Source organism: Virgibacillus dakarensis (genome assembly GCF_900155625.1).
Classification (GTDB): domain Bacteria; phylum Bacillota; class Bacilli; order Bacillales; family Amphibacillaceae; genus Lentibacillus_C; species Lentibacillus_C populi.
In genome coordinates this window covers 1,002,348-1,028,969 of the sequence record NZ_LT732553.1, presented here as the reverse complement: position 1 = coordinate 1,028,969, position 26,622 = coordinate 1,002,348, and the positions used below count along the sequence as shown (strand labels likewise).

General features: G+C 41.0%; 25 protein-coding genes. 3 read left to right on the top strand and 22 right to left on the bottom strand.

Annotated features, from left to right (window positions below; genetic code table 11):
• Positions 1-97: 97 nt before the first annotated feature.
• Both CZ382_RS05115 and CZ382_RS05110 read right to left on the bottom strand, forming a co-directional pair.
• Positions 98-460, bottom strand: a complete 363-nt coding sequence (locus CZ382_RS05115; protein WP_088050136.1) for an Asp23/Gls24 family envelope stress response protein — start codon at positions 458-460, stop codon at positions 98-100.
• Positions 461-763: 303 nt separating this feature from the next.
• Positions 764-2,482, bottom strand: coding sequence for an IS1634 family transposase (locus CZ382_RS05110; RefSeq protein ID WP_088050135.1), 1,719 nt, complete (start codon positions 2,480-2,482; stop codon positions 764-766).
• 404 nt (positions 2,483-2,886) lie between these two features.
• Here CZ382_RS05110 and rpmB point away from each other — a divergent pair, with 404 nt between their 5' ends.
• Entirely contained in the window at positions 2,887-3,075 is a 189-nt protein-coding gene (rpmB, locus tag CZ382_RS05105; RefSeq protein WP_088050134.1) for a 50S ribosomal protein L28, read from the top strand.
• 152 nt (positions 3,076-3,227) lie between these two features.
• Here rpmB and spoVM read toward each other — a convergent pair whose 3' ends face one another.
• From spoVM to CZ382_RS05030, 15 genes are all read right to left on the bottom strand, one after another.
• On the bottom strand, positions 3,228-3,311 hold the full coding sequence (gene spoVM, locus CZ382_RS05100; protein WP_088050133.1) for a stage V sporulation protein SpoVM: 84 nt from the start codon (positions 3,309-3,311) through the stop codon (positions 3,228-3,230).
• Positions 3,312-3,341: 30 nt separating this feature from the next.
• Positions 3,342-4,016 carry a thiamine diphosphokinase gene (locus CZ382_RS05095; RefSeq protein WP_088050132.1) on the bottom strand — a complete coding sequence of 225 codons (675 nt, stop codon included), beginning with the start codon at positions 4,014-4,016 and terminating at the stop codon, positions 3,342-3,344.
• A gap of 5 nt (positions 4,017-4,021) precedes the next feature.
• Positions 4,022-4,684 carry a ribulose-phosphate 3-epimerase gene (rpe, locus tag CZ382_RS05090; protein ID WP_088050131.1) on the bottom strand — a complete coding sequence of 221 codons (663 nt, stop codon included), beginning with the start codon at positions 4,682-4,684 and terminating at the stop codon, positions 4,022-4,024.
• Between the two features lie 4 nt (positions 4,685-4,688).
• The gene (rsgA, locus tag CZ382_RS05085; RefSeq protein ID WP_088050130.1) at positions 4,689-5,570 is read right to left on the bottom strand and encodes a ribosome small subunit-dependent GTPase A; all 882 of its coding nucleotides are present in this window, start codon (positions 5,568-5,570) and stop codon (positions 4,689-4,691) included.
• Positions 5,571-7,622, bottom strand: coding sequence for a Stk1 family PASTA domain-containing Ser/Thr kinase (pknB, locus tag CZ382_RS05080; RefSeq protein WP_088050129.1), 2,052 nt, complete (start codon positions 7,620-7,622; stop codon positions 5,571-5,573).
• Positions 7,616-8,377: a Stp1/IreP family PP2C-type Ser/Thr phosphatase gene (locus CZ382_RS05075; RefSeq protein WP_088050128.1), complete on the bottom strand. Its 762-nt coding sequence runs from the start codon at positions 8,375-8,377 to the stop codon at positions 7,616-7,618. Before CZ382_RS05075 ends, pknB begins: the two co-directional genes overlap by 7 nt.
• An 88-nt stretch (positions 8,378-8,465) precedes the next feature.
• Positions 8,466-9,812: a 16S rRNA (cytosine(967)-C(5))-methyltransferase RsmB gene (gene rsmB, locus CZ382_RS05070; protein WP_088050127.1), complete on the bottom strand. Its 1,347-nt coding sequence runs from the start codon at positions 9,810-9,812 to the stop codon at positions 8,466-8,468.
• 5 nt (positions 9,813-9,817) lie between these two features.
• Positions 9,818-10,756 (bottom strand): methionyl-tRNA formyltransferase, encoded by a 939-nt coding sequence (gene fmt, locus CZ382_RS05065; protein WP_088050126.1) that lies wholly within the window; start codon positions 10,754-10,756, stop codon positions 9,818-9,820.
• A gap of 16 nt (positions 10,757-10,772) precedes the next feature.
• Positions 10,773-13,181, bottom strand: coding sequence for a primosomal protein N' (gene priA, locus CZ382_RS05060; RefSeq protein ID WP_088050125.1), 2,409 nt, complete (start codon positions 13,179-13,181; stop codon positions 10,773-10,775).
• On the bottom strand, positions 13,178-14,386 hold the full coding sequence (coaBC, locus tag CZ382_RS05055; RefSeq protein WP_088050981.1) for a bifunctional phosphopantothenoylcysteine decarboxylase/phosphopantothenate--cysteine ligase CoaBC: 1,209 nt from the start codon (positions 14,384-14,386) through the stop codon (positions 13,178-13,180). Before coaBC ends, priA begins: the two co-directional genes overlap by 4 nt.
• A gap of 137 nt (positions 14,387-14,523) precedes the next feature.
• Positions 14,524-14,718, bottom strand: coding sequence for a DNA-directed RNA polymerase subunit omega (rpoZ, locus tag CZ382_RS05050; RefSeq protein WP_088050124.1), 195 nt, complete (start codon positions 14,716-14,718; stop codon positions 14,524-14,526).
• Entirely contained in the window at positions 14,715-15,335 is a 621-nt protein-coding gene (gene gmk / locus CZ382_RS05045; RefSeq protein ID WP_088050123.1) for a guanylate kinase, read from the bottom strand. The genes rpoZ and gmk overlap by 4 nt, the downstream gene beginning before the upstream one ends.
• An 18-nt stretch (positions 15,336-15,353) precedes the next feature.
• Positions 15,354-15,614, bottom strand: a complete 261-nt coding sequence (gene remA, locus CZ382_RS05040) for an extracellular matrix/biofilm regulator RemA (protein ID WP_088050122.1) — start codon at positions 15,612-15,614, stop codon at positions 15,354-15,356.
• Between the two features lie 315 nt (positions 15,615-15,929).
• Entirely contained in the window at positions 15,930-16,811 is an 882-nt protein-coding gene (locus CZ382_RS05035) for a YicC/YloC family endoribonuclease (protein WP_088050121.1), read from the bottom strand.
• Positions 16,812-16,913: 102 nt separating this feature from the next.
• Positions 16,914-19,565: a calcium-translocating P-type ATPase, SERCA-type gene (locus CZ382_RS05030; RefSeq protein ID WP_088050120.1), complete on the bottom strand. Its 2,652-nt coding sequence runs from the start codon at positions 19,563-19,565 to the stop codon at positions 16,914-16,916.
• Between the two features lie 128 nt (positions 19,566-19,693).
• On the opposite strand from CZ382_RS05030, the gene CZ382_RS05025 reads away from it, so the two are divergent.
• Positions 19,694-21,409 carry an Rqc2 family fibronectin-binding protein gene (locus CZ382_RS05025; protein WP_088050119.1) on the top strand — a complete coding sequence of 572 codons (1,716 nt, stop codon included), beginning with the start codon at positions 19,694-19,696 and terminating at the stop codon, positions 21,407-21,409.
• A gap of 153 nt (positions 21,410-21,562) precedes the next feature.
• On the opposite strand, the gene CZ382_RS05020 is transcribed toward CZ382_RS05025, so the two are convergent.
• The gene (locus CZ382_RS05020; RefSeq protein ID WP_088050118.1) at positions 21,563-21,985 is read right to left on the bottom strand and encodes an organic hydroperoxide resistance protein; all 423 of its coding nucleotides are present in this window, start codon (positions 21,983-21,985) and stop codon (positions 21,563-21,565) included.
• A 390-nt stretch (positions 21,986-22,375) separates the two neighbouring features.
• On the bottom strand, positions 22,376-23,236 hold the full coding sequence (locus CZ382_RS05015) for a LysR family transcriptional regulator (protein ID WP_088050117.1): 861 nt from the start codon (positions 23,234-23,236) through the stop codon (positions 22,376-22,378).
• Positions 23,237-23,353: 117 nt separating this feature from the next.
• Between CZ382_RS05015 and CZ382_RS05010 the strand changes: the two genes are divergently transcribed.
• Entirely contained in the window at positions 23,354-24,229 is an 876-nt protein-coding gene (locus tag CZ382_RS05010; RefSeq protein ID WP_088050116.1) for a class I SAM-dependent methyltransferase, read from the top strand.
• Between the two features lie 263 nt (positions 24,230-24,492).
• On the opposite strand, the gene CZ382_RS05005 is transcribed toward CZ382_RS05010, so the two are convergent.
• The 3 genes from CZ382_RS05005 to tapA are packed head-to-tail and all read right to left on the bottom strand — an operon-like array spanning position 24,493 to position 26,617.
• Complete coding sequence (locus CZ382_RS05005) at positions 24,493-25,149, bottom strand: TasA family protein (RefSeq protein ID WP_088050115.1); 657 nt, start codon at positions 25,147-25,149, stop codon at positions 24,493-24,495.
• Positions 25,150-25,185: 36 nt separating this feature from the next.
• Complete coding sequence (gene sipW / locus CZ382_RS05000) at positions 25,186-25,785, bottom strand: signal peptidase I SipW (protein WP_088050114.1); 600 nt, start codon at positions 25,783-25,785, stop codon at positions 25,186-25,188.
• Positions 25,778-26,617, bottom strand: a complete 840-nt coding sequence (gene tapA, locus CZ382_RS04995; protein WP_235000406.1) for an amyloid fiber anchoring/assembly protein TapA — start codon at positions 26,615-26,617, stop codon at positions 25,778-25,780. The genes sipW and tapA overlap by 8 nt, the downstream gene beginning before the upstream one ends.
• Positions 26,618-26,622: the final 5 nt, after the last annotated feature.

Genomic DNA, 26,622 nt, shown 5'->3' with positions numbered 1-26,622 from the left:
AAAATACCCTGCTATTTCGCGTATTACCACCGTCGCCGTCCATTACGGTTCAATTAGACATGCGTTACCTGATGGCTTACACAAGCTCGCTTACGGGTTAATCTTTGGCCACACGAACTCCTTGGATATAAATATTGACGGAGTCGATCGTTAATCCTAATGTTTGATTTAGTGTATACTTTACCTGGGATTGAACATTATGTGCTACTTCCGATATTTTGGTACCATAGCTTACAATTATATACATATCAATATGAAGACGATCACCATCTTGTCTGACTATGATACCTCTTGAAAAGTTCTCTTTCCGGAGAATTTCGGCAATACCATCTTTGATTTGACTTTTGGAAGCCATTCCTACAATTCCATAGCACTCGATTGCAGTTCCTCCGGCAATCGTTGCAATAACATCGTTTGTAATTGTCACATGACCATCATTTGTGTTAAGCTCAATGGACATAATCATCCTCCTCTGAATAACGGCCTTTTCAAGGTTAGTTTACTACATTTACCCAACTTTTGAAAGAAAACATATTATCCCAACTAACCACTATTAACAATGAACGAAACCCGATGATCTGTCAAGTCGCTTTTAGAGACTAACACCAGTCCAAGCATCAGTGCTTTGCATCAAAAAATAAATTGCATTATCCCAGTACTTGTGATAAATTCTCGTCTTTGACAGTTTTTGAAGGGTAAAACCTCCCGAAACCTTGTTATTGAAAGGTTTTGGAAGGTTTTTTTTACTATCAAAAGTTGAGTACTATTTTGTCTTCTTCAATTGTTTTAAAATTTTTTTCATGTCCTTTATCGGAACAATTTCATAGTCTGTTCGAAACCCAAACACCTTATGCAACTTATCCGTTAATTCATCCCGCTCATAAAGTGGAACATAACCTTCACCGGAAACTTCCATTACCTCCATATTTCGTAATTTTTGAATGACTGCGGGACAAGTGAATGCCTCTTCTAATTTTTGCTCTACTATACGATAGGTTAGTAAGGCAAGAAAACAAGTAAGAAAATGGGCTTCGATCCGATCTTCTTTTCGTACATACACAGGTCTTGATTTTAGTTCACTTTTCATGATGCGGAAACTTTCTTCAATTTCCCACCGTTGTTGATTAATACGAATCAATTCCAGTGGATCAGATTCCAGATTAGTGCACACTCCATAAAACCCGTCATACTTTGCTTCTTTTTGAATCGATCCCTCATCAATTGAGAAATGGGCCTTTTTAGCGACCTCTCCGTCTCCTGTAGTATACTGGGCCTGAATAAACCGCGCAGGATCATTGGGTCTTTTCTTTTTAAGAGAAGATGGTTTTTTCACTTTTTTCAGAGCTCGTTCGATTTGTCTCTCCCGAATGGTTTGTTGATAATTTTTATATTTTGGTGAAAAAGTGACAAGAAGCCGTTGTTCTAAATTTCCTTCTTTAATCCAACGCTCTTTGAAATAAGTTGTTTGATTTTCGGAACTGTCATCAACATCAGAAAGATGAATGGCTTTATCGCCTGGCCTTACATGCCACCCAGAAGGGTCAAGTGCCCATTCTTTCAGATGTTTTTTTAATTTCTTGATGGATTGTGTAGTAATGAATCCACGCTTGCCTAACGTGTTATATATCCGATTTTTTTCAGAAGATAGGCCTGCATCCGTACAGACAACAAACTGGGATAGCTCAAAGTCTTTTAAAATTCTTTTTTCTAAAGGCTTAAGAGACCCTTGTTCGTTGTCATTTCCTCTGAAAATAGAAAAGGCAAGGGGAAGACCAGAGGCGTCCATAAATAACCCCATTTGAACTATCGGATTTGGCCGATTTTCTTTTGATATTCCGAATTGTTTATCCCCATCCTCCTGTTCGATTTCGAAATAAAAATTGGTACAGTCGTAATACAAAATTTTTTTGTGACGGTTGACCAATTTCAAGCTGTTTTTATAAACCGTTTGTTGAATAAAATCTGTTTCCTTTTTCAGCACATCTAACGCGCGATACAGTTGGTGGGGCTCGCATTGAATGCCTTCTAATAAGGATTGCGCTTGTTCAAACGAGTTCTTTTTAGACGTAGGATGCAGCACACGCATATAAATTAATTTAGACAGGATTTCATTGAGGTCATAATGAAACTGATATTTTTCCTGAATGGTCCTTGTCGTGTGCTGTAAACCCAGTTGGTAGTAAACGGATTGTAAAAACAAATAACCAACATTGAACGAGCGTCGCTGATTGTGCTCAACGATTTTTCGCGGATTATATTTTGCGATAATGACCGCGCTTTTTTGTTTCTTTTGTTCCGTTAATTTTTTTGCATAGGCCCGCGCCCATTCCTCCGGATCCACACCCGGATGTTTTTCACGGATCTCCTTTTCATTTCCAAGCGCTTCCACAACTTTTGTCGTTGATTTTCCGTTGATATCACGGACATTTTCGATGACGGAATAGGAAACGGAATTCTTGGACACACTCTTTTTAATGCGCATCACTATCCCTCCATTTCCTTTAGATACGTCTAATATAACATAGTACTAAATAGTACTCAATAATAAAATTAAAAATTTGACAAAAAAATAAGCCCTCACAAGGCTTACAGTGTTTTTTTGGAAGTGAAACTGTCAAACTCCCGGACATAATCATCCTCCTCTGAATAACGGCCTTTTCAAGGTTAGTTTACTACATTTACCCAACTTTTGAAAGAAAACATATTATCCCAACTAACCACTATTAACAATGAACGAAACCCGATGATCTGTCAAGTCGCTTTTAGAGACTAACACCAGTCCAAGCATCAGTGCTTTGCATCAAAAAATAAATTGCATTATCCCAGTACTTGTGATAAATTAAATAAGTATTAAATGACACATGTAAACAGTAGGGAGGGATTTGCATGGCTAGAAAGTGTGTTGTTACTGGACGTCAAACTCGCAGTGGAAACCAACGTTCTCACGCTATGAATTCCAACAAGCGTAATTGGAAAGCTAATGTACAAAAAGTTCGTATTATGGTAGACGGCAAACCTAAACGTGTTTATGTTTCTGCACGTGCCCTAAAATCAGGTAAAGTAGAGCGCGTATAATATACAGCTTTATCTTTAGTTCAAAAAAGCATCCGGTAGTTGGATGCTTTTTCTCTTTGCTTAAAACCCGTTTAGAAAAGTAGCCTTTAGGCAAGTCCAGTTTTAAAAAAAGAAGCTTCTGCCAACTGGATTGACAAAAGCAAACCTCTTTTCTATTTATCTTTTTTAAAAACACCGATGCAGACTCGAACTAATCCACCAATAAATCTTGGGAGTTTAATCGTATAAAATTTCAATGAGTCCCCTCCTCTAATAACGAACAAAGCCTATTTCTTAATTGGAATCGTTTCATTTATGGCGTCACGACTCTTTATTAGTAATAGTATGCCTTCATTAAAGGAAAAAGTACCATTTTTTAAAAGAAGCTTGTTAGATATACAGCGTGTCGATCCCCAAGAAAGGTTCTGATTGACAAGCGGATAATAGAAACCCTCCAGCGACAGCCCCCGTACTTGTTGGGTAAAAGGGACAAACGATAGATTGGGATAGTTTATATCATTGGTTACTGTGTGTGTTCCCGGTTCTACCATTGTCAGCCAGTTATCTTTATCAACAATAAATCCTTGCATGCCTCTTTTTGCAATCGAATAAAGTGTTTGAATATTAATGATTTCATGATCGAGTCTGCCGCCAGTTACGCCAAATAAATAGATGCTGACCGGTTTCCATTCATATGCTATCCGAAGCGCCAGCTCCAGGTCGGTCGAATTTTTCTCAACCGGATGCTCCTCGAATAAATATGCGTGTTGTTTAACGATCGCTTTTTCTTCCTGACTGATGGAATCAAAATCACCAAGTGCATAATCAGGGGTAATATGGTTCTCTATTAATGTTAATGCACCGCGATCAGCGCCAATCCATACATCTATTTCATCCATATATAACGACAATTCAGGAAGCAGGTCAAGTGATCCATTGCCTACGATTGCAACAGTTGTCATGCCAATTACTCCATTCCGTTCGCTGCTTGACGGATTCTTCGTATTGCCTGATGCCGATCATCCTTGGTAAACACCGCACTGCCTGCTACTAACACATCCGCACCAGCTTCTGTACAAAGCTTTGCGGTATCCGTATTAACCCCGCCGTCGACCTCGATCTCGAAGGTAAGCCCTAGTGCTTCGCGCCATACGGCAACTTGTCTGATTTTCTCGGTAACGGCTTGAATAAAGGATTGACCGCCAAAGCCAGGATTTACCGTCATCAGTAATACCAAATCAACATCAGGGAGGATTGTTTTAATCATTTCAGCTGGGGTTGCCGGGTTAATGACAACACCAGCCTTTACACCCTGATCCTTAATTAATTGGATAGTTCGATGCAAGTGTACACACGCTTCCTGATGGACGGTAATAATGGACGCCCCTGCTTTTGCAAAACTGGAAATATACGTATCCGGATTGTTAATCATCAAATGAACGTCTAATGGTAGCGATGTGATTGGTTTAATTGCTTCAACGATGAGCGGACCAATGGTTATATTTGGAACAAAATGGCCATCCATCACATCCACATGAATATAATCGGCTCCACCTTTTTCCACATCAATAATTTCTTGTCCCAGCTTTGCAAAATCTGCTGATAATATCGAAGGTGCAATTTTAGTCATTGAATTAGTACCTCGCCTTTCTCGAATTAATCTCTTCGTAAAAATTTAAATAATGTTCATAGCGAAACCTTGTGATCTCGCCAGTTTCAACGGCTTGCTTCACCGCGCATTTTGGTTCTCGATAATGCATGCAGCCCCGAAATTTACAGTTTTCTTTCCGCACACGAAATTCCGGAAAGCAGTCAGCCAGTTCAGCAAGGTCTATTTCACTAAAGTCAAGCGAACTGAACCCCGGGGTGTCAGCAACCAACCCGTCATGGACGTTGATTAACTCAACATGTCTTGTCGTATGTTTTCCACGTCCCAAGCTTTTGGAAATATCTGCTGTTTTTAGTAAAAGGGAGGGCTTTAACGCATTAATTAATGATGACTTTCCAACCCCCGATTGTCCGGCAATAACGGTTACTTTTCCGGTAAAATATACTTCTAATCGCCCCAAATCATCTGGTTGTTTTGCTGACAGCAATTCAACTGGATAACCTATCTGCTGGTAATCCCTTTGATAACGTTGCATTTCGATTCTTTCATTTTCATCAACGGCATCCATTTTCGTAATAAAGATAACCGGTTTTATTCCTTTTGCTTCAATGAGTGCTAGAAACCGGTCCAACAGTAACGGATTGAAATCCGGCATAACAGCAGAACTAACAATAATTGCCTGATCAATATTGGCAATAGGCGGGCGTTTCAGCTCATTTTCTCTCGGTTTAATTTCCTGAATATACCCTTCATCGGGATTACCTACATCGAACGATACAAAATCCCCGACAAGCGGGGTAATCTTCTTGTTGCGAAAAACCCCACGTCCTCGGCATTGGTAAATTCCGTCTTGTGTCTGAACATAATAAAACCCGCTTAACGCTTTGATAATCCTGCCATTTGCCATTTAGTCACCCTCTTCATAGGAAACTGTCTTATTTATAACAACCTCGTTATCCCTGATCACTTTATATTCTGCCTTGTCATCCGGTGCTATCGTTAATGTAATAGTAAATTCTGTATCCTTCGTGATCGTTTCCTGCTCCGCAACTTCTGAAATAGACCGGTTCATATCAGCAATATATATTTTTACTGTTTGTTCCTTCACTTTACCCGAATCTTCGTCTGTTGGCTGATCAGGATTATACGGAACAGTAAAGGTCACCTTTTTTGATGCCGGTGGCTTCTCTTTCGGCCCGGTTGAGATATGGACATCAACTGTCGAGCCTTCTCCCAGTTTTGTCCCTGGTTCCGGATCCTGCTTGATCACTTCTCCTTCAGGTACAGAATCGGAATGTTCTTCTAAAACATTCATCGTTAAATTTTGTTCATCCAGGTAAGCTTTAGCCTCGTCCTCCGTCATCCCCTTTAAATTATTTAAGGAAACCAGATCCGGGCCATTACTATATTCGAAAATGACTCGTGTTTCACTTGGAACAACTTCCGAATCCGGTGTCGGCTGAATTTGCGTAATTATTTCTCCTACTGGTTGATCCGAGTGTTTCTCATAACCAATAACCTCATACCCTTCCTCTTCCAGCAACCGTTTTACCTGACTGAAATCCTCGCCGACATGATCTGCAAATGTCACCTTTTCTTTGCCTTGACTGACAAAAACCGTGACACTGGTTTCTTCCTTAACCGTATTTCCTGCACGAGGATCTGTTTTGACAACGATGCCTTCCTCAACATCCTCTGAATACATCATTTCCTTTTTATGCTTCAAATTGAATTCTTCCAGCTTATTTACTGCATCCTCATATTCCATATCCGCAACATCAGGTACATCCACTTCCTTAGGCTGCAATAAACTCGGAACAATAAACAATGCTGCTGCACCAGCCGCAAGTAAAATAAATAAAATGACAGCAATAATGATCCACTTCTTCTTCTTTTTTTTGCCATTCTTTTTTTTACCATTCTTTTTTTTCTTTAGCTCCTTTTTCTTGTTTTTTGCCGGCTTTTCAGTGGCTTCATCTGCTTCGTTCCCGTTATATGGCTTTGTACTGCCATTTGTCTGATGCACAATCGTATCCTGATTAACTGTATCCCCCATTTGATTATCGGTAATGATTGGAATAGCCTTCGTTTCTTCCCCCGCTTCAACTGGTGGTACATATTTTTCCTCGTTTATCCGGCTGGGGTCCAAGGCTGTTTCAAGTGCGTCTTCCATATCGTATACAGTGTCATACCGATGAAACGGATCTTTTGCTGTTGCTTTCAGGACAATATTTTCAACGCTTTGCGGGATATCCTGGTTAAACCTCCTGACAGATGGTGTATCATTTTGTAAATGCTTTAATGCGATGGATACTGGTGACTGACCGGAAAAAGGCAGACGTCCGGTTAAAAGCTCGAACAGGACGATTCCTAGCGAATAGATATCCGATTTTTTCGTTGCCATGCCCCCACGTGCCTGTTCAGGTGATAAATAATGAACCGAGCCTAAAATCGAATTGGTTTGCGTTAATGACGTCGCACTTAATGCAACCGCAATTCCGAAATCAGTCACTTTTACTTGTCCATATGTATCCATCAGAATATTTTGCGGCTTTATATCACGATGCACAATATCATTTGCATGTGCGTGAGCAATTGCCGAACTGATTTGTTTCATAATATCCAATGATTCCTGGACTTCAATAGGGCCGTATTTCTGTATGTATTCCTTTAAAGTCATGCCATCTACATATTCCATTACCATAAATAAAATGTGATCTTCTTCCCCAACGTCGTAAATACTTACAATATTTGGATGTGAAAGACTTGTAGCTGATTGAGCTTCCCGGTGAAACCTGGCAATAAATTCTTCATCATTTGCATATTCCAAACGCAAAACCTTGATGGCAACGTCACGGTCCAAGATAATATCTCTTGCCAAATATACATTCGCCATGCCACCGCCGCCAATTGTTCCCTCGATACGATATCGTTCATATAACAGGTGACCATTCAGCACGCAGTTTCACCCTCTTCCCTGGAACGATCATGCTGGATGAGGATAACCGAGATATTATCCTCGCCGCCTAATTCATTGGCCAAATCAATCATCTTCTGTCCTTTTTCCTTCAGGCTATTCTCCAACCGCATGAGCTCGGACAATTTATCATCCGGTAATTTATCTGTCAGGCCATCGGAACATAATAATAATTGATCATGCTTGTCCCAGCCAAGGCTGCGAACATCTGATTCGACATGTTCTTCTGTTCCAACAGCTTTTAGAACAACATTTTTCCTAGGATGATTCTGTGCCTCTTCATGCGAAATTTGACCGGATTTAACAAGAACATTTACGAGGGAATGGTCTTCGGTAATCTGCTTAAACTCATTATCATTTACAAGATAGCAGCGACTGTCACCAACATGAGCTACCGTAAAAAAATCCTGTGTACAGATCGTAATCACGATGGTCGTACCCATTCCTTGACATGCCTCATTTTTCACCGCATGGTCATATATTGCTTTGTTCATTTCCTCAATAGCCTCAGATAAAAAAGACTCGATTTCATCTGGTGATGAAAGCTGGTTACTTTCCTCCCATTTTTCCTGTATGTGTGCGACAGCCATTTGACTGGCTACATCACCAGCCCGATGTCCACCCATTCCATCGGCAAGAGCAGCCAGAAATTGCCCATTACGATTATAATAGATACCCCCGGAATCTTCATTATGGTCCCGGACTCTGCCACGATCGGTCAGAAATTGTCCTTGCAAATTGATTCACCCCTTTGGCCCCAATAGTTACCTCACCATTTATTACCTACATTATGACACGAAATAACCTGTAATAGAATATTTTTCTTCATTTTTTTCGGAAACGGGTAAGGAAGAAGCCGTCAGTTTGAAAGGTTTGCGGGAAAATCTGCAATCCATTCTCCGTTCTTCCCGGAGAATGCTCAAAGCCCGCCGGTAATTCCGTAAAAAAGCGCTGATCGATGATAAAATCAGGTTGCTGTTGCAGGAAGCTTTTTACGACACCTTCATTTTCCGTTTGCTCAACTGTACATGTACTGTAAATCAGTAACCCGTCTTTTTTCAATAACGGTGCAACATGCAACAGTATTTCCAGCTGAATTTCTGCCAACCGCTTAATATCTGTAGCATTTTTATTGTATTTAATCTCTGGTTTGCCACGGATTACACCCAGCCCAGAACATGGGGCATCAGCCAAGATACGGTCAAAGCTTTCGATTTCGTGCAATTCCTGCAATTTTCTCGCATCTGCTTCGTTAGCAACGATAATCGTCAAGTCCAGGTCTCTTGCTTTTTGACTGATTAATTTAGCTTTCTTTGCATGAAGGTCATAAGCATAGAGCATTCCTTTGTTTTGCATTTTTTCAGCAATATGTGTTGCCTTTCCTCCCGGAGCACTGCAAGCGTCAAGTACCTCCATCCCCGGTTTTATTGCCAGCATTTCCGCAACAAGCATGGAGCTTTGATCCTGGATAGTAACAATACCTTCTTTAAACAAATCCGTTTTTAAAACATTTCCCTTATCAATAACGATCCCCTGACTGGAAAAAACGGATGGCCTTACTTCCAGTCCTTGTGCTGTTAATAGGCGGATCACTTCCTGCCGGGAAATTTTTAATGGCTGAACCCGTACAGATAGGGCTTTGCGGGTTACGTTTGCTTCACACATCTCACGGGTTATTTGCTCCCCGTACATGGCAATCCACCTGTTTACAAGCCACTCCGGATGACTTGTTTCAATGGCGATCCGCTCAGCCGAGTTCTTAATATTACCTGTGTCTGGAACACCTTTTCGCTGGATACTGCGAAGCACACCGTTTACTAATGAGGCGATCCCTTTGTTCCCTTTCGTTTTTGCAATCTCTACCGCTTCGTGAATAATCGCATGATCGGGTACTTTGTCGAGGAAAACCATTTGATAAACGGACATCCGAAGCAACATTCGTACCCATGGAGCGATTTTTTTCCTTGACTCAATAAATGCGTCCAAATAATAATCCAATGTAAGTTTTCTCTGGAATGTGCCATAAACAATTTCTGTTAGCAGACCTTCATCTTTAGCCTTTATTTTGCCTGTTTTAAGCTCATAGTCAATTAACAAGTGACTATAGGCTCCGTCTTTTTCCATTCTTTCCAATATATCCAGGATCGTTTTTCTTAATCGGTAGTTACTCATGTTGATCAATCACCCAATTTTGTACCAGATTTGATTCGGTCTGACGCGCCATGCAAATAATCGTGAACCGTCATTCGCTTTTTACCAGCAGGCTGGATTTCTTTAATCGTTATCCCTTGTCCATTCCCGCAAATAACGGTAAACCCTTCGTCACTAACGCGGACAATTTCTCCGGGTGTTCCCTGATATGTCGTGTTATCGGGTTCTCCCCACCATATTTTCATCCTGCTGCCATTATAAGTTGTAAATGCAACAGGCCAAGGGTTTAGTCCCCTGATTTGATTGTAAATCGCGATATTGCTGTTTGTCCAGTCAATTTTCTCCTGCTCCCGTTTAATATTTGCGGCGAATGTTGCTTCCTGATCATTTTGTTTTTGAGGTGTAATCGAATGTGTAGCCAGTTTTGGTAATGTATCCAATAATAAATCAGCACCAGCGCTCGCTAATTTTTCATGCAAGATCCCAACATTATCATCGTCGGCAATTGGCACCTTCACTTGCGTCAAAATATCACCGGCATCAAGTTTTTCTACCATATACATGATCGTCACACCAGTTTCTTTTTTACCCTGTAAAATGGCGTAATGGATTGGTGCACCACCACGGAGCTCCGGTAATAGAGAAGCATGGACGTTGATACAGCCATATTCGGGAACGTTCAACAGTTCCGATGGCAGGATTTGCCCATATGCGGCCGTTACAATTAAGTCTGGTTGATAATCGATAATAGGCTGGTAATCATTTTTCAATTTTTCCGGCTGGAAAACCGGTATGTTTAACTTGTCTGCTGTCTGTTTCACTGGAGGAGCTGTCAGTATCTTCTTCCTTCCCTTGGGCCGATCGGGCTGGGTGACGACTAACACCACTTCATATCCGGCCTTGACGAGGTTCTCCAATATCGGGACAGAAAAGTCTGGTGTCCCCATAAATACGATTCGTTTCATATACTATCCCTACTTCCTACATCAATTGATATGGCTGCATGTCCACTGTAATCAGCAGGTCATCCTTTCGCACATCATCATCAAATTGCTGGACAATTTTCCTGATCAGGTTCCGTAACTGTGGTTCCTGCTTGTATTTTACCATGCATTGGTAACGATATCTATCTTTCATGCGTGTGACTGGTGATGGTGTCGGACCAAGGACTACCGTTTTATTGTTTACATGATTCAGCAGCAATTGCACGATTTTTTGTGTTGTCTGGACAGCTTTTACCTGATTCCGATGGGAAACCGTCAATAATGCCAAAAAAACATATGGAGGGTATTGAAACGTCTTACGTGTGTTCATCTCGGTCCGATAAAATTGTGCATAATCATAGGTGCTTGCTAGTTCGATACTATAATGGTCAGGAGTATACGTCTGGACAATCACCTCACCTGGCAATTCATGCCGGCCAGCCCTGCCGCTTACTTGCGTCAGCAGCTGGAAGGTTTTTTCCGAAGAGCGAAAATCCGGCAAGTGCAGCATCGAGTCAGCGGTCAATACACCAACAAGGGTGACATTTTCAAAATCAAGTCCTTTTGCGATCATTTGCGTTCCTAATAAAATATCTGCTTCTTGATTGGCAAATCGCTTTAATAGTTTTTCATGAGCGCCTTTTCGCCTTGTCGTATCGACATCCATTCGGACAACCCTTGCTTCCGGGATTAGCTGTGTTAAAGCTTCCTCTACACGCTGTGTTCCGGTACCAAAGTAACGGATTAAATCACTGTTGCATTCCGGGCAATGTAAAGGAACGCTTTCCTCATAAGAACAATAATGACATTTTAATTGATTGCTATTTTTATGGTATGTCAAGGCAATATCGCAATGTGGGCATTCTTTTACATGTCCACATTCCCGGCACATCACAAATGTTGAATAGCCTCGCCTGTTCAACAGCAAAACAACCTGTTCTTTTTTCGCAATGCATTGTTCGATTTGTTTCTTTAATCTGCGTGAAAACATCGTACGATTGCCGGCGTGAAGTTCTTTTCGCATATCGACTATCTGAACATCAGGCATCCCTTTATTATTTGTCCTTTTTGTTAATGTAGCTAGTTGGTAAACGCCTTTTTGGGCACGAGCGTATGATTCTAGTGCAGGTGTCGCACTCCCAAGGATAACCGGACATTGATGCTTTTCGCCGCGATAAATGGCTACATCTCTGGCATGATACCGGGGCTGGTCCTCCTGTTTGTAACTTGTTTCGTGTTCTTCGTCAATAATAATAATCCCGATATTCTCGAACGGGGCAAAAACTGCCGACCTGGCCCCAACGACAACCTGTACTTCTTTTCGCTGAACCTTCCGCCATTCATCATATTTTTCCCCACTTGATAAGGCACTATGTAACACCGCAACATTTGAACCAAACCGCCCTTTAAAGCGATGAACCATTTGCGGAGTCAAGGAAATTTCCGGAACGAGGACAATTGCCTCCTGCCCTTTTTCGATGACGTCCTGAATCGCTTGTAAATAAATTTCTGTCTTGCCGCTGCCAGTCACACCATGTAGCAAAAATACGTCGTGCTGGTTTTCGGCAATTTTCCGTTTGATCGGACTAATCGCTTGCTCCTGCTGTTCTGTAAGCTTTAGTGCTGTTGTCTTAACAACCTGGTCGTCGTCATAAGGATTACGAAAAACCTCCATCCTCGTTGAAACAAGCAGCCCTTTATCAACTAATTTTTTAATTGTCTGCTGTGTGGTCTGTAAGTTTTTTAACAGCTTCGTTTGTTCTATTGCCTCTGGATTTTCAATGAAAAAGGTTAGTATTTCCCGTTGTTTCGCTGCATTTTTTGCTAAATCCTGGATCGCTTCTTCAAGTAAATAAGCATCCTTGTTAGGCTTTACTATGGTGGTATATTTTTTGGTGATTTTAGATTTAACGAGATAGTTAATCATAATATCCCCAACCTGGATTGCTTTTTGAACGTGGGAATACCGGATCTGCCGATTGTTCAATTCCTCATATGGCACGTAATCACGGCCGGCAAATAAAACCTCTAAATCATCTGCCAGCTTGGCATCTGTCAGGCGGACAAGCTCCTTTTTATATTGTGATTTCAATACTTGCGGCAGCATAGCCTGATACGTTGTAATATAAAGACTTAGTGTTTCATCCGCCAGCCACTTCCCGAGTTCAAGCAGCTCCTCTGTTAAGGCGGGGGTTAAATCGAGAATGTCGATAATTTCTTTTAATTCATCATAAGCCGATTCTGAAACTCGGCCGACAACATAACCCATTATTTTCCTCGGACCAAACGGAACGATCACCCGCATACCGTTTTGCAACACGTCAAGAAATCGGTCTGGAATAAGATAATCAAAGGTTTGATTAATCGAACGGGCTTGCACATCAACAATTACTTTAGCTATATTCACTTGGACTCATCCTTCATATCCCGGTCAATCAACATCATAATCTTATCCGCCATATCCCGTTTTGATGATAAGGCAATTTCCTCTTTCTCCATGTGTTTGTTCAAGTATGTGGCAATATTCGTATCACCGCCGAACCCGGCGCCAGCCGTCGATACGTCATTAATTACAACTGCATCCAAGCGTTTCTTTTGCAATTTCTTCATTCCATATTCCAGAGCATTTTCCGTTTCAGCAGCAAACCCGACTAAAAATTGACCCGTTTTTGCCTCTCCAAGTGATTGCAAAATATCTTTTGTCCTTTCCATTTCGATTTTCCAGACACCATCCTGTTTTTTCATTTTCTCCTCATAGACCTGTTTTGGGCGGTAATCCGCAACAGCTGCTGCCTTAATGACAATATCACTCGTTAGAAAATTGTGATGCATTGCATGATACATTTCCTCAGCAGTTGTAATATTAATACGCTTGATCTGCTTATTCACTAATTCCATATCGGTTGGTCCGGCAACAAGGGTAACCTCGGCACCAAGGTCAGCTGCTGCCTCAGCAAGAGCAAAACCCATTTTCCCTGATGAATGATTGGTAAAAAATCGCACCGGGTCAATTTGTTCGCGTGTTGGTCCTGCTGAAATCAGCACCTTTTTTCCGGCAAGGATCTTATTTTTGTCTTGATGGGTTTTGACTGTTTCGATAATACTTTCTGGTTCTTCTAATCGTCCCTTCCCAACATAGCCGCACGCTAAATACCCTGATCCGGGTTCGATAAAGTGGTAGCCCCATTTTTCCAGGCGCTGCATATTTTGCATAACAGCCGGGTGGGCATACATATGGACATTCATAGCAGGGGCAATATAAACACTGGCCTGTGTAGCTAATAGTGTTGTCGATAGCATATCATCGGCAATCCCATTGGCAAGTTTTCCAATGATGTTTGCTGTAGCTGGGGCTATGATTACAATATCTGCCCAGTCTGCGACATCGATATGAGCAATTTTTCTAACATCTTTTTCATCAAATGTATCCGTATATACAGGATTTCTGGATAAAGCCTGAAATGTTAATGGTGATACAAATTTGGTTGCGTTCTCCGTCATCATTACCTTTACATTTGCACCCGCCTGTGTTAATTTGCTCGTTAATGCACAGGCCTTGTACACCGCTATCCCGCCAGAAACCCCTAATAGAATATTTTTATTCTGTAGCATTTCTATTACCGCCTTTCCGGTTTCGATCTGCATTGTATAACTCATTTCAATCATACATAATCAAGCAAGTATAAAACAAATAATAATACCCTCGCCAAAATAATGCGAGGGTATTGGACCCGAGTTGTCTGAGAGGATTATTCCTTAACAAATAATTTTTCTGCCAGAATTTCTTCAAGTGCCATGCCGACATATTTTTCAGATTTTGGATTTTCCACCTGACAGTTTTTTGCATGGCGCATCTCTCTTGCACGTCTTGCCGATAAAGTAACAAGTGTATATTTTGATTTAATCTTTCCCTGTAGTGCGTCAATTGATGGCTCTAACATCATTTTATATCATCCTCCAATAGCTGCTTATATTGTTTCGCAATCCGTTCCCGTTTACAGTGTTCACTTTGAATGATCGATTTCACCTTGGCTACTGCATGTTTGATCTGATCATTTACGACAACATAATCATAGGCATCCATCATTTCAATTTCGTCTCTCGCTGCTTTTAGCCGGTTTAACACTAATTCTTCCGTTTCCGTGCCACGATTCACGATCCGGTTCTTTAATTCCTCCAAGCTTGGCGGGAATAAAAAGATGAACACACCTTCCGGGAAGTTTTCCTTAACCTGTAATGCGCCTTGCACTTCAATTTCCAGGAAAACATCATGCCCTTCTGCTAATGTCTTTTCCACATAATCCCGTGGTGTACCATAATAATTATTGACATATTTAGCATATTCCAATAACTTGTTTTGGGCAATTAATGATTCAAATTCTTCATTTGTTTTATAAAAATAATCGACACCATCTGTTTCACCTTGCCTTTTCTCCCTGGTTGTCATCGAGATCGAATATCTTAATGCTGTATCATGTTGAAACAGCTCTTTTCTCACTGTACCCTTCCCAACACCTGAGGGACCGGAAAGAACAAATAAAATCCCTTTCTCTTCTATCAAAACAGCTAACCTCCCGTTTTATTCATCCGAATCTTCTTCATGGCTTAATACGCGCTGCCCTACTGTTTCCGGCTGAACTGCAGATAACACGACGTGATCACTGTCGGTAATGATGACAGCTCTTGTCCGACGTCCGTACGTTGCATCTACTAACTTATTATTATCACGTGCAACGGTAATAATCCGTTTTATTGGCGCTGATTCTGGTGAAACAATAGAAATAATTCTATTAGCAGAAACAACATTGCCAAATCCAATGTTAATTAGTCGTAAACTCAAACTGGTTCCCCCTTAAAATTCAAGCAGCGTCCGATTCGGATGAGGATCTGACGTACCGGGCGCTACCCATGACTACTGCATTCCGTCTACACTTATAGAGGATGTTCAAGAAGTCACCAAATAAAAAGCGGTGAACTAAGGCGTTTGCGGTAAAGAATCTTCTGCTAAAACCGCCCTAACAGCAGAAGTCAGCACTTCCTGTACTCAGCAGCTGCGCCGCCTCGACCTTCAAGACTCAGATTCAGCGACATTTGAACACCACTATTACTACTATCTATTATATGTATAGGAAAAAAGAAATGCAAAAACAAGCGATTACTCTATATTTTGCACTTGTTCTTTCATTTTCTCCAATTCACTTTTTATCGATACAACCCATTCGCTTATTTTGGGATCTGTAGATTTGGAGCCGATTGTATTTGTTTCACGATGCATTTCCTGCAGGATGAAATCCAGTCTCCGGCCGACTTGCCCATCCTTTTCAATTGTTGTAAAAAATTGATCGATATGGCTTCCTAATCTTGTAATTTCCTCGGTAATATCCCCTTTTTCCGCCAACAGGGCGATTTCCTGGTACAAACGGCTTTTATCTATATCCATTGCCCCATCCAAATGATCCTCTATGCGCGCACTGATTCGTTCCCGATATTCATCGATGACGTGTTCTCTGCGTGTTTTTAAAGAGGAAACCAATTCCCTGATGATGTTCATGCGGGCAACTATATCTGTAAGCAGCTTTTCTCCCTCATTCTCACGCATTTGTTTAACTTGTACACAGGCAGCTTCAATACTTTTTATAACCATATCAAGCTCTAACTCAGACTGTTCTGCAGTCTGCCGGACCGAAAACAATTCGGGAATTGATAAAAGCGTACTCATTGGAATTTCGCCAGTTAACTGGTAGCGTTCCTTCACTTGCTGAAGCTGGCCCATATATTGATCCAGCAATTTCCAATCGGTTTCGAGTATGTTTTGCGCAAAACCTTCCCCATCCACACTTATATACAATTCAATTCGTCCCCGGTTAAAAAAGGAGCGAACAATTTCTTTTATTTTCTCTTCCAAAAGTAAAAGGGTGTGCGGAATCTTGATATTAAAATCAAGGAAACGATGGTTAACACTTTTGATTTCAACAGTTACCGTTGTTTTCCCGATATGGACCACATCTCTTCCATACCCCGTCATGCTTCTTACCATACTTACCACATCCATTACATTCGTTTAACTCTCTAATTATAGCAGTGATCAGGGAAAAATGAAAAGCTTCCGCAAATAAAATAGCAGAAGCTGTGATAAATTCTATTTTTTTGTAAAGCCAAACAAAACCGTCGGTAATGAACTAAAGACAATGATAAGCAGCCAATCTCGCAAACTCAAAAATGTCGTATGGAAGACAACTTGTAATGGTTCAAAATAGATAACAACGAGGAGCAGCAATAAGGACGAAATGACGGCTAAAACCAAATACATATTTTCAAATGGATTCCGGGTAAAGACCGAATGTTCACTGCGGCAATCAAATACATGAATAAGCTGAGCCATGACCAATGTTGTAAAAGCGATCGTTTGCCCATAGACAAGATTATCCGGATCATTCTGATAGGTCAGCATAAAGGCAAGCAACGTCACAAGGCCGATTACTATACCCCTGCTGACAATTTTAAACCCAAGTCCTCTGGCAAACACACCTTCCCTTGGGCTGCGTGGTGCCCGCCGCATCACATCTTCCTCCGGCTTATCAAGTCCTAGCGCCATCGCCGGCAGCCCATCTGTGACCAGGTTTACCCATAATATTTGTACAGGTACAAGCGGTAATGGTAACGCCAGCAGCATCGCAAACAACATTACGAGAATTTCACCAACGTTGGATGCCAGCAAATAACGAATGAATTTGCGAATATTTTCATAAATGTTTCGCCCTTCATTTATCGCAGCTTTTATTGTTGCAAAATTATCATCCATTAATACGAGCGACGAAGCTTCTTTCGTTACATCTGTACCACTTTGTCCCATGCTAATTCCGATATCACTTGCCTTAATTGCCGGGGCATCATTTACCCCGTCACCGGTCATTGCTACAATATGCCCTTTTTCCTGAAATGCATTGACAATCTTTAATTTATGTTCCGGGGTTACCCTGGCAAAAACATAAACCTGGTCGATCACTTCCCGTAATTCATCCGTTGACATTTGATTTAATTGATTTCCATCCAATACTAGACCGTTCTCAGGCAGCAGTTGTAAATTTTCAGCGATCGCCCTTGCCGTTTTGACATGATCGCCTGTTATCATGACCGTCTTGATTCCTGCATTTCTGCATTCTGCAATTGCCGCTCTTACTTCCTTGCGCGGCGGATCAATCATCCCGTACAGACCAATAAACGTCAAATCATTTTCGATAAACGTAGTGTCCAGTGCATCCTGCTTGGACAAAGGCTTCATAGCAATGGCAATTGTCCGCAATGCTTTTTCGGCCATTTGATTGATAGCATGATCAATATGGCTTTTATCTTCTTTTTTCAGCAATTTCCTGCCGTCTTCACCCATGAAAAACGAAGATCTCGGCAGTAAAACATCGGGTGCGCCCTTTGTAACCACAAAGCGCCGTTTATTGTTATCCTCGATAATGACACTCATGCGTTTGCGATCGGAATCAAACGGAATTTCTTTCACAATACGGTATTCGTTGTGCTCCGGCTTTAAACCGATTTTTCGAGCCGCAACCAGCAACGCGCCGTCAGTCGGATCCCCGTCAACATAATATTTCCCTTTTTTAACATGTAATTCAGCGTGATTGCACAGCATGCCATATAACAGCATGGATTGCAAATTTGGGAATGTTTCGTTGACCTTTGTTTTATTGAGAAAATAATCACCACGAATATCATAGCCGTCACCAGTAACATATAAATGCTTGCCATTCAAGTAAATTTCTTTAACGGTCATTTGATTTTCCGTCATCGTCCCTGTTTTATCGGAACAAATAACGGACGCACATCCTAATGTCTCAACAGCTGAGAGCTTCCGGACGATTGCCTTTTTCCGGATCATCCGCTGCACACCTAATGATAAGGCAACTGTTACTATCGCCGGCAGCCCTTCCGGAATTGCCGCAACTGCTAGAGATACACCGGCCAAAAACATATTATAAACTGGGTGCCCCTGATAAACACCTACAACGACTACTAATGCCGTTAAAGCCAATGCAACAAAAATGAGGATTTTTCCGAGTTCTGCAAGCTTATTTTCCAATGGGGTTGTTATTTTTTTCGTTTTCACCATCAAGGAAGCGATTTGTCCCATTACCGTATTCATGCCCGTCCCAACAACAATCCCCGTTGCAGATCCTCTTGTTATTAGCGTTCCCATAAATGCCATATTGCTTTGGTCCTGCGGGTCTACATGATCCCTGGAAATCCCGTTCGTATGCTTCATAACCGGCAGTGATTCCCCAGTTAATGCTGACTCCTCTGCCTCCATGCCAATTGATTTGATAATTCGAACATCAGCTGGAATCCTGTCACCGCTTGAAAGCCGGATAACATCACCGACAACAATCTCTTGTGACGGCACTTTTATCCATTCACGATCACGCAGGACGGTTGCAATTGGTGCAGATAATTCCTTTAATTTGGCTAGTGATTTTTCCGCCTTTTGCTCTTGGAAATAGCCGATAAAACCATTGACAAGGACAATTACCATAATCGCGATGGCGTCGACAAACTCACCTAATAGTCCAGCAATCAATGTTGCCGCAAGTAACACAATTACCATGAAATCTTGGAATTGTTTAAGAAACAGTAGCCACCGTGGCGTGCTTTTTTCCTCTTCCAGTACATTGGCACCGAATTTTTTGCGACGATCGGCTACTTGCTTGACAGGCAAACCGTTATCCATTGTCACATTTAATTTTTCCGCTACTTGATCTACGTCCAATTGATACCATTTCATACCGCATTCCTCCACATTCACCTGCACTCATTTTTACACTGCACAATGCTTGTACATGTAAAACCATTATTCATTTCTATGCAGACTTGACCGGAAAAATGCTATAATTGCATTAAAGAGGTGATCGTATGCCATTTGATGGAATTGTTACAAGGGCAGTAACGGACGAGCTAAACGCAAAAATTATACCAGGAAAAATAACAAAAATTTATCAACCTACGATGACGGAACTTGTTTTAACGGTTCGCAGCCAAGGTATAAACCATACATTATTATTATCGATACATCCGACATATGCACGATTTCACCTGACCGATGATGATTACAAAAATCCGAAAGAACCGCCGATGTTTTGTATGCTGCTCCGCAAACACCTGTCGGGAGCGACGATCGAAGCCATTAACCAATATGGCATGGAACGGATTGTAACCTTCACGATAAAGACGCGCAATGAAATCGGTGATCTAACACGTAAGTCCTTGGTTATTGAATTAATGGGCAAACACAGTAATGTCATGCTGGTTGATAAGGAAAAAGGGCATATCATCGATAGCTTGAAACACGTCTCGGCCGCGCAAAATCGCTATCGAACTATTCTGCCTGGACAGACGTATAAGCTACCACCTGAACAAAATAAAGCAAATCCCCTTGAAATTGACGGGGAAAATTTTATCAAAAAACTCGATTTTAATACTGGTAAACTAGAGAAGCAAATTGTGCAAACACTTGTCGGCTTTTCCCCACTCATTGCCAGCGAAATCGTTCATCAGGCAAGACTAGGTTCGGCAAAAATATATAAGGAAAAGTTTATTGCTATTCAGGAATTGCTCAAAACAAACAACTATACACCGGCAATTTATCAAGGGAAAAAAGAAGACTTTCATGTACTTCCGATCACGTCCTTCCAGGGTAAAGAAGAATTATTTTCGACAACCAATTCCATGCTCGATACATTTTTTTCGGGAAAGGCTGAGCGTGACCGGGTCAAACAACAGGCAAAGGACTTATACCGATTTATCAAAAATGAAAAAGACAAAAATGAACGCAAGCTGAAAAAGCATGCGAAAACAATGAAAAAGGCTGAAGGTGCTGAAAAATTTCAGCGGCTCGGGGAATTATTGACAGCGAACATGCACATGGTAAAACCTGGGGATGCATCCGTTTCCGTCATTGATTATTACGACCCGGAACAAAACAGTTTAATAATCGATCTTAATCCGAACAAGACACCGAGTGAAAATGCCCAAAGCTTTTTTAAAACGTACCAAAAGCTGAAAACCTCCAAACGTATGGTGGAAAAGGAAATGGTCAAAACAAATGAGGAAATTGCCTATTTAGATCAGTTGTTGCAGCAACTTGACACCGCCCGTGAAGCGGATATAGAGGAAATACGTGATGAGCTTCGTGACGAGGGCTACTTAAAAAAACAACGGCAGCAGAGAAAACAGAAAAAGCAAGGTAAACCTCAACCGGAAGAATATGTATCTTCTGACGGTACAGAAATTCTTGTCGGGAAAAACAATAAGCAGAATGAATATGTTACAACCAGGGTCGCACACCGTGATGACATTTGGCTGCACACGAAGGATATACCCGGGTCACACGTTATTATCCGCAGCCGCACACCAAGTGAAGAGACATTGCTGGAGGCGGCACAAATAGCTGCTTATTTCAGTAAATCACAGCAATCATCTTCCGTGCCAGTTGATTATACAACGATTCGCCATGTCAAGAAACCAAACGGTGCTAAGCCTGGTTATGTTACCTATGATAATCAGAAAACACTTTTTGTCACACCAGATAAAGCAATTGTTGAGAAATTGCGTAAAAAGAAAAACGGATGATCCTCACCAAGATCATCCGTTTTTCTTTTGGTATTTGTTGAATGGATCCAGCCTGAACAAGCACGCAGTCCAAGCCAGTGAACGCGGAACTTTGGAGTTTAAGCCCGCTCCTAATTAGAGTGCGCTACCTGCAGCGCCACAGCATGTCATTCTTTATTCAACAGCTTCAGGATTTAAGGTGACCTCTATGTTTCCTCTAGTAGCTTTTGAATACGGACAAGCTTGATGCGCATCTTCCGCTAGCTGCTGAGCATCTTCAGGGTTAACACCTTTTATCTTAATATTTAACGTAACCGCAATTTTAAATCCATTATCTGCCGGATCTTTGCAAAAACTGACCTCCGCGTTTGTCTCTGAATCAATTTTCTTATTTTGCTTGGATGCAACAAGATTCAGCGCTCCGTCAAAACAAGCGGAATATGCTGCTGCAAATAGCTGCTCCGGGTTCGACCCTTTATCTTCTTTGTTTTTTGCCGGATTTACCAATTTTAAATCAATTAAACCATCATCAGACTTCACATGTCCATCACGTCCATTCTTTGCTGTTGCGCTTGCGGTAAATAGTACATTGCTCATTATTGGAACACTCCTTTACATGTTTATAGTTATTTGTTCCTCAAAATACAAGCTGTTAAACCTTTGGGTTGTGCAAGAGATGTTTCGAATTTATTATTGATGTTCGATTTGTGTTGATGTTTCTGCTTTTACTGTCGATGTCCATTCGATTTCTGTTGATGTTTCCGCTTTTACTGTTGATGTTCTCTCGATTTCTATTGATGATTCCGCTTTTACTGTTGATGTTCTCTCGATTTCTATTGATGATTCCGCTTTTACTGTTGATGTTCTCTCAATTTCTGTTGATGTTCCCGCTTTTATTATTGATGTTCTCTCGATTTCTATTGATGATCCCGCTTTTACTATTGATTTCGCCCATGTTCAGTCACACAACAAGACAACCCTATCAAACTAAAGAAATGTTTTATCAATAATAGTTTGAATGAACCGATCAACCTGAGGTAATTTCCGTACGCCTTCCTGGTAGCATATCCAGGTATCCCGCGTTACACTTTCTCCATTTAATTTCAACGGGATATGGGGATATTCATCCATCATTTTATCTGAGACGCTTTCAGGCAGTACAGCCATCCCTAATCCTTCTTTCATAAACTGTTTACATGTCTCAATCTGATCCACTGTGATCGTCTTTAATGGTTTGATTTGATCCTGATGATAATAAAGCCAGTTGTCAACAGACTCGTGCATACTATCATCACTTTTAAACGAAATCAATGGACGTTCTTTCAATTTATTGTCAGGAAAAGGCTCTGTATCGAAAATGTATAATGGATCGTCAAACAATCGTTTGCACGTTGATTCCTTAAATGTTTCGCCACGAATAATACATACATGGTAATTCTTGTGATCACGCTTGATATCCTCACTTAAACCTGTCACAAGGTCAATTGCAACTTTAGGATAGGCACGGGTGAATTGTGCTAAAATAGCCGGCAAAAAACGCTGACTGATCAGGGACGAACAAGCAATTGAGATCGTTCCTTGTACATCGTCACTTGATTGTGCCAGTTGATTTTTCAACACTTCCTCCCGTTCCATAACACCTTTCGCATGCTCGATAATGATTTCACCGGCAGGGGTCAGAACCAAACTTTTAGATGTACGGATAAAAATCGTTTGACCGAAATATTCCTCGATATATTTAAGCCGCTGGGTAACTGCAGGCTGTGAAATTAGAATGGCCTTTGCCGTCCCGCGAATCGTTCCAATCTCATGCAATTTAAGTAATAAGGCATAATCATCGATCTTCATGTAGATGTCCTCCGTTGAATAAGTATTTATTATTACTTTTGATTATAAACTAGTATTTTACTTATTGCATTAGAAAGCATATGATTAAGGTAACAAAATATACTGGAGGAGAGCCACATGCGTGAAAAGGATTATGTAAAACAGGTATTTTCAAAAAACAAAGACGCCTATATCAACAGTTCTACACATGCAAACGGGAATGATTTAGTTAACATGATCGAGTGGCTAAAGCTTGCCCCAGACATGATAGCACTTGATATTGCTACAGGTGGCGGACATGTTGCAAAACAATTGGCAGCACACGTAAACGAAGTTATTGCTACTGATCTGACAGAAGAGATGTTGCGGAATACGGCAAAGCATTTACAATCCTGTGAAAATATAACGTTTACCGTTGCTGATGCTGAGGATTTGCCGTTTGCTAATGACATGTTCGATATTGTTACGTGCAGAATCGCGGCACACCACTTTCCGGATCCGGACAAGTTTGTTGCAGAAGTCGCCCGCGTGTTAAGGCCAGACGGACAATTTCTTTTCATCGATAATATTGCACCAGAAAATACATCCCTTGATCAGTTTAACAATACATTAGAGAAAATGCGGGATTACAGCCATGTACGATCACGGACAATTGCTGAATGGACAACCATTTTTAACAGACAATGTTTACAGATTGTTAAGGAGAAACGCAGGAAGAAACGATTGCCGTTTCGAGAATGGGTAGCACGAACCTTGGATTCAGATACAGAAATGGACAGGGTAGAAAAGTATTTACTGAATGCTGCAGAAGAAATTCAAGAATATTTTCAGGTTGAACGAAAAGAAGCTCATGTGCAATCATTTGCGATCGATGAATGGATGGTTTTGTTTCGCCAGAACAAAGGTGCAAGCTCCCGGTCAGCGACGTATGGACTGCGCCCTGCCAAGCAGGGTGGTTCGGTGTTGCTGCTTAAAGCAGCGGTTTTAACCGAACATTCCTACCGCAGGAGATAAAGGAAACATGCCCCTGCAAAAGGGGTAGACGTGAGTTGGGCGCAAAGCCCGCTTTTAGTCGGCCTTCCTTCCTACCCGAGCCGATGTTGACTTATCGTACGGAGGTGAAGGAAGTTTACTACAGCTTTAGAGCTGGAGCCGGACGTGGCCTGCTCTGATGTAAGCATAACTGCGTCTCAAATTTTATACTTTCTTTAGTTTTAAGAAAAGCGAACAGTAATGGAGTGCTGTTCGCTTTGTCAAAATATTTAAATACAAAAATGCTATACCCGAAACCTGCCAATACGTTTTAACTTTTGATATAGCAGCAGGATTCCGCCAACTAGTAGAAAAATTCCCCCAATTAATAATAGGGTAAACATACTTGTAGCAGTGTCCGGTAATGGTGAGCCTCCTGACGGTGAACCATTTCTACCAACCAGCCCCTGACTACTAGCTTCATCCGTAAGATTACCTTCTCCTTCAGCAGTAAATTTAATTGTGAATCTTGCATCAAGTCCCTGATACTCATTTCCTAGATGTTCCGGAAACCGTATAGTAAATCCTAACTTTTCTTCACTGGACGACGCTAAGCTTCTTGGCGGTAGTTCATGGAGATCGGCTAACTTTCCACTATATATTTCTCCATCTTCGTCACTAATTTCTAGTAATAATTCGTTATATAGTTTTACCGATTCACTCGTATTTTCCAATTTTATATAATAATTAAAATCTTTTAATCCATTATTTTGCACAATCATTGTTCTTGGCACCCAATCCCCGGGTTTCATATCTTTAATATGAAATAAATACCTGCTTGGCTTAATCCCAATGTCAATTTCTGATGTTGCATTCTCCGAGCCGTAAACATGCCTATCAGGAAGGAAAAAAGTGCCTATCATCAAAGCAACAGTAGCCGCTAACACTAGTGTTTTTTTCAACCGTTTCACCCCATTTCTCAGCACTCACAACATCAATTAGCTGGACGCCTCTGCACTTTCCTTCACTTGACCTTTATCTCTTTGATTTGACGCCTCTACCTCTGATAATGTCTTCCAAATAATAAAGATCGAATAACCGAGTAACAAAATGCCCGGTATTAATAATAGAAAGGCACCATTTTTTGATTGGACAAAGTTACTAAAATAGCCAACGTACGGGATGGTGAAGCCAGTATATTCTCCAACCACATTTTCTGATAAAACCGGATCCATGTCAGGGGCGTTATTATTATCCCCCTTTGTTTGATAAATTGTGTGTTCTCCGCTTTTTGTAACGTCTACGATTCGATGAGTAATTACGGTTTTTTCGTCAGCTTGAAACGTAATTACATCATTTTCTTTGAATCTGGTCATATCGCCTCCAGGCTTAACTGCGATAATTGAACCTGTCTTGATACCGGGTTCCATGGAGCCGGATAGGACGGTTTTTAATTGATAACCGAAAATCCCGGGTTCTCCACCGGAAAATTTAGATATAATAACAACAGCAAGCATCCCGATTAAGATGGTGAATAATAGTACTGTCGTAATATTGTTAAGCCATTTCCATACTTTTTTCCCCTGCTTTTTACTCATCTTTGTCAACCTCCTCGTTTACAGCGGATTCTGTTTGTTTTGCATTTGGCTTTTGTTTTTGATCCTTCGAAGTTGACTGTTCTCCAGATGATTCATTCTTGTCTGTTTTTGTTTCGTCATTTTCTTTTGACTCGGTTTTTCCGGTGGGATCTGATGAACCGTTATCTGTTTTATCTGCGCTATTCTCCACTATCTTTTCGGAATTCTTTTGTTCGTCTTTAGACTGATTATCTTTAGCTGCATTGGTTTTTTCCGAATCATTATTTTCTTCGGATTTATCCTCAATGTTTCGTTCATCTTGTTTGTCTTCCTCGGCTTTCTCCATACATTTAACCATTACTTTTTCGCTCCAGATCTCGTGTCTTGACTTTTCATCATTTTTATATCCTGGACGTTGCAATGCTTTAAACGTATAGGACCCGACTTTTTCAGCATGAAAGGATAACGTTGTGATGCCGCCTTCTTTTATAGGGTCAATGCTCCATGCTGCTATCTTTTCCCCATTATTTTTTGGATTTCCATTTTCCGAATAGTAGATTTCATATTCAGTTGGCCCGATCATCGTAAAGCCATTATTTTTAATTTGCACACTTATATCCGTTGGCGGGCAGGCTTTCACATTTTGTGTCGGTTTTCCTATGAATTCAAGCTCACTCTGATCCCACCATTCTCCGGCCTGAATGACATGTTTATTCGTTTTTCCGTCGTTAAAATATGCCCCAGTTCCAGATGTCAGATAGCTAAATGAAAAAGTGGCCAAATAAAACACAGCAATCATTTTTGTTAACAAGATAAACTTTTTTCTTGACTTAAACTTTCGCAAACGACTCATTCGCA

Bases quoted from the DNA above. Each gene is read 5' to 3' on its own strand.
- rpoZ (WP_088050124.1), bottom strand. From the start codon at position 14,718: ATGATGTTAGAGCCATCAATTGACGCACTACAGGGAAAGATTAAATCA.
- rpe (WP_088050131.1), bottom strand. From the start codon at position 4,684: ATGACTAAAATTGCACCTTCGATATTATCAGCAGATTTTGCAAAGCTG.
- rpmB (WP_088050134.1), top strand. From the start codon at position 2,887: ATGGCTAGAAAGTGTGTTGTTACTGGACGTCAAACTCGCAGTGGAAAC.
- CZ382_RS05115 (WP_088050136.1), bottom strand. From the start codon at position 460: ATGTCCATTGAGCTTAACACAAATGATGGTCATGTGACAATTACAAAC.
- tapA (WP_235000406.1), bottom strand. From the start codon at position 26,617: ATGAGTCGTTTGCGAAAGTTTAAGTCAAGAAAAAAGTTTATCTTGTTA.
- CZ382_RS05110 (WP_088050135.1), bottom strand. From the start codon at position 2,482: ATGCGCATTAAAAAGAGTGTGTCCAAGAATTCCGTTTCCTATTCCGTC.
- CZ382_RS05020 (WP_088050118.1), bottom strand. From the start codon at position 21,985: ATGAGCAATGTACTATTTACCGCAAGCGCAACAGCAAAGAATGGACGT.
- CZ382_RS05015 (WP_088050117.1), bottom strand. From the start codon at position 23,236: ATGAAGATCGATGATTATGCCTTATTACTTAAATTGCATGAGATTGGA.
- CZ382_RS05025 (WP_088050119.1), top strand. From the start codon at position 19,694: ATGCCATTTGATGGAATTGTTACAAGGGCAGTAACGGACGAGCTAAAC.
- sipW (WP_088050114.1), bottom strand. From the start codon at position 25,785: ATGAGTAAAAAGCAGGGGAAAAAAGTATGGAAATGGCTTAACAATATT.
- rsgA (WP_088050130.1), bottom strand. From the start codon at position 5,570: ATGGCAAATGGCAGGATTATCAAAGCGTTAAGCGGGTTTTATTATGTT.
- CZ382_RS05030 (WP_088050120.1), bottom strand. From the start codon at position 19,565: ATGAAATGGTATCAATTGGACGTAGATCAAGTAGCGGAAAAATTAAAT.
- rsmB (WP_088050127.1), bottom strand. From the start codon at position 9,812: ATGAGTAACTACCGATTAAGAAAAACGATCCTGGATATATTGGAAAGA.
- CZ382_RS05010 (WP_088050116.1), top strand. From the start codon at position 23,354: ATGCGTGAAAAGGATTATGTAAAACAGGTATTTTCAAAAAACAAAGAC.
- CZ382_RS05035 (WP_088050121.1), bottom strand. From the start codon at position 16,811: ATGGTAAGAAGCATGACGGGGTATGGAAGAGATGTGGTCCATATCGGG.
- coaBC (WP_088050981.1), bottom strand. From the start codon at position 14,386: ATGCTACAGAATAAAAATATTCTATTAGGGGTTTCTGGCGGGATAGCG.
- CZ382_RS05095 (WP_088050132.1), bottom strand. From the start codon at position 4,016: ATGACAACTGTTGCAATCGTAGGCAATGGATCACTTGACCTGCTTCCT.
- fmt (WP_088050126.1), bottom strand. From the start codon at position 10,756: ATGAAACGAATCGTATTTATGGGGACACCAGACTTTTCTGTCCCGATA.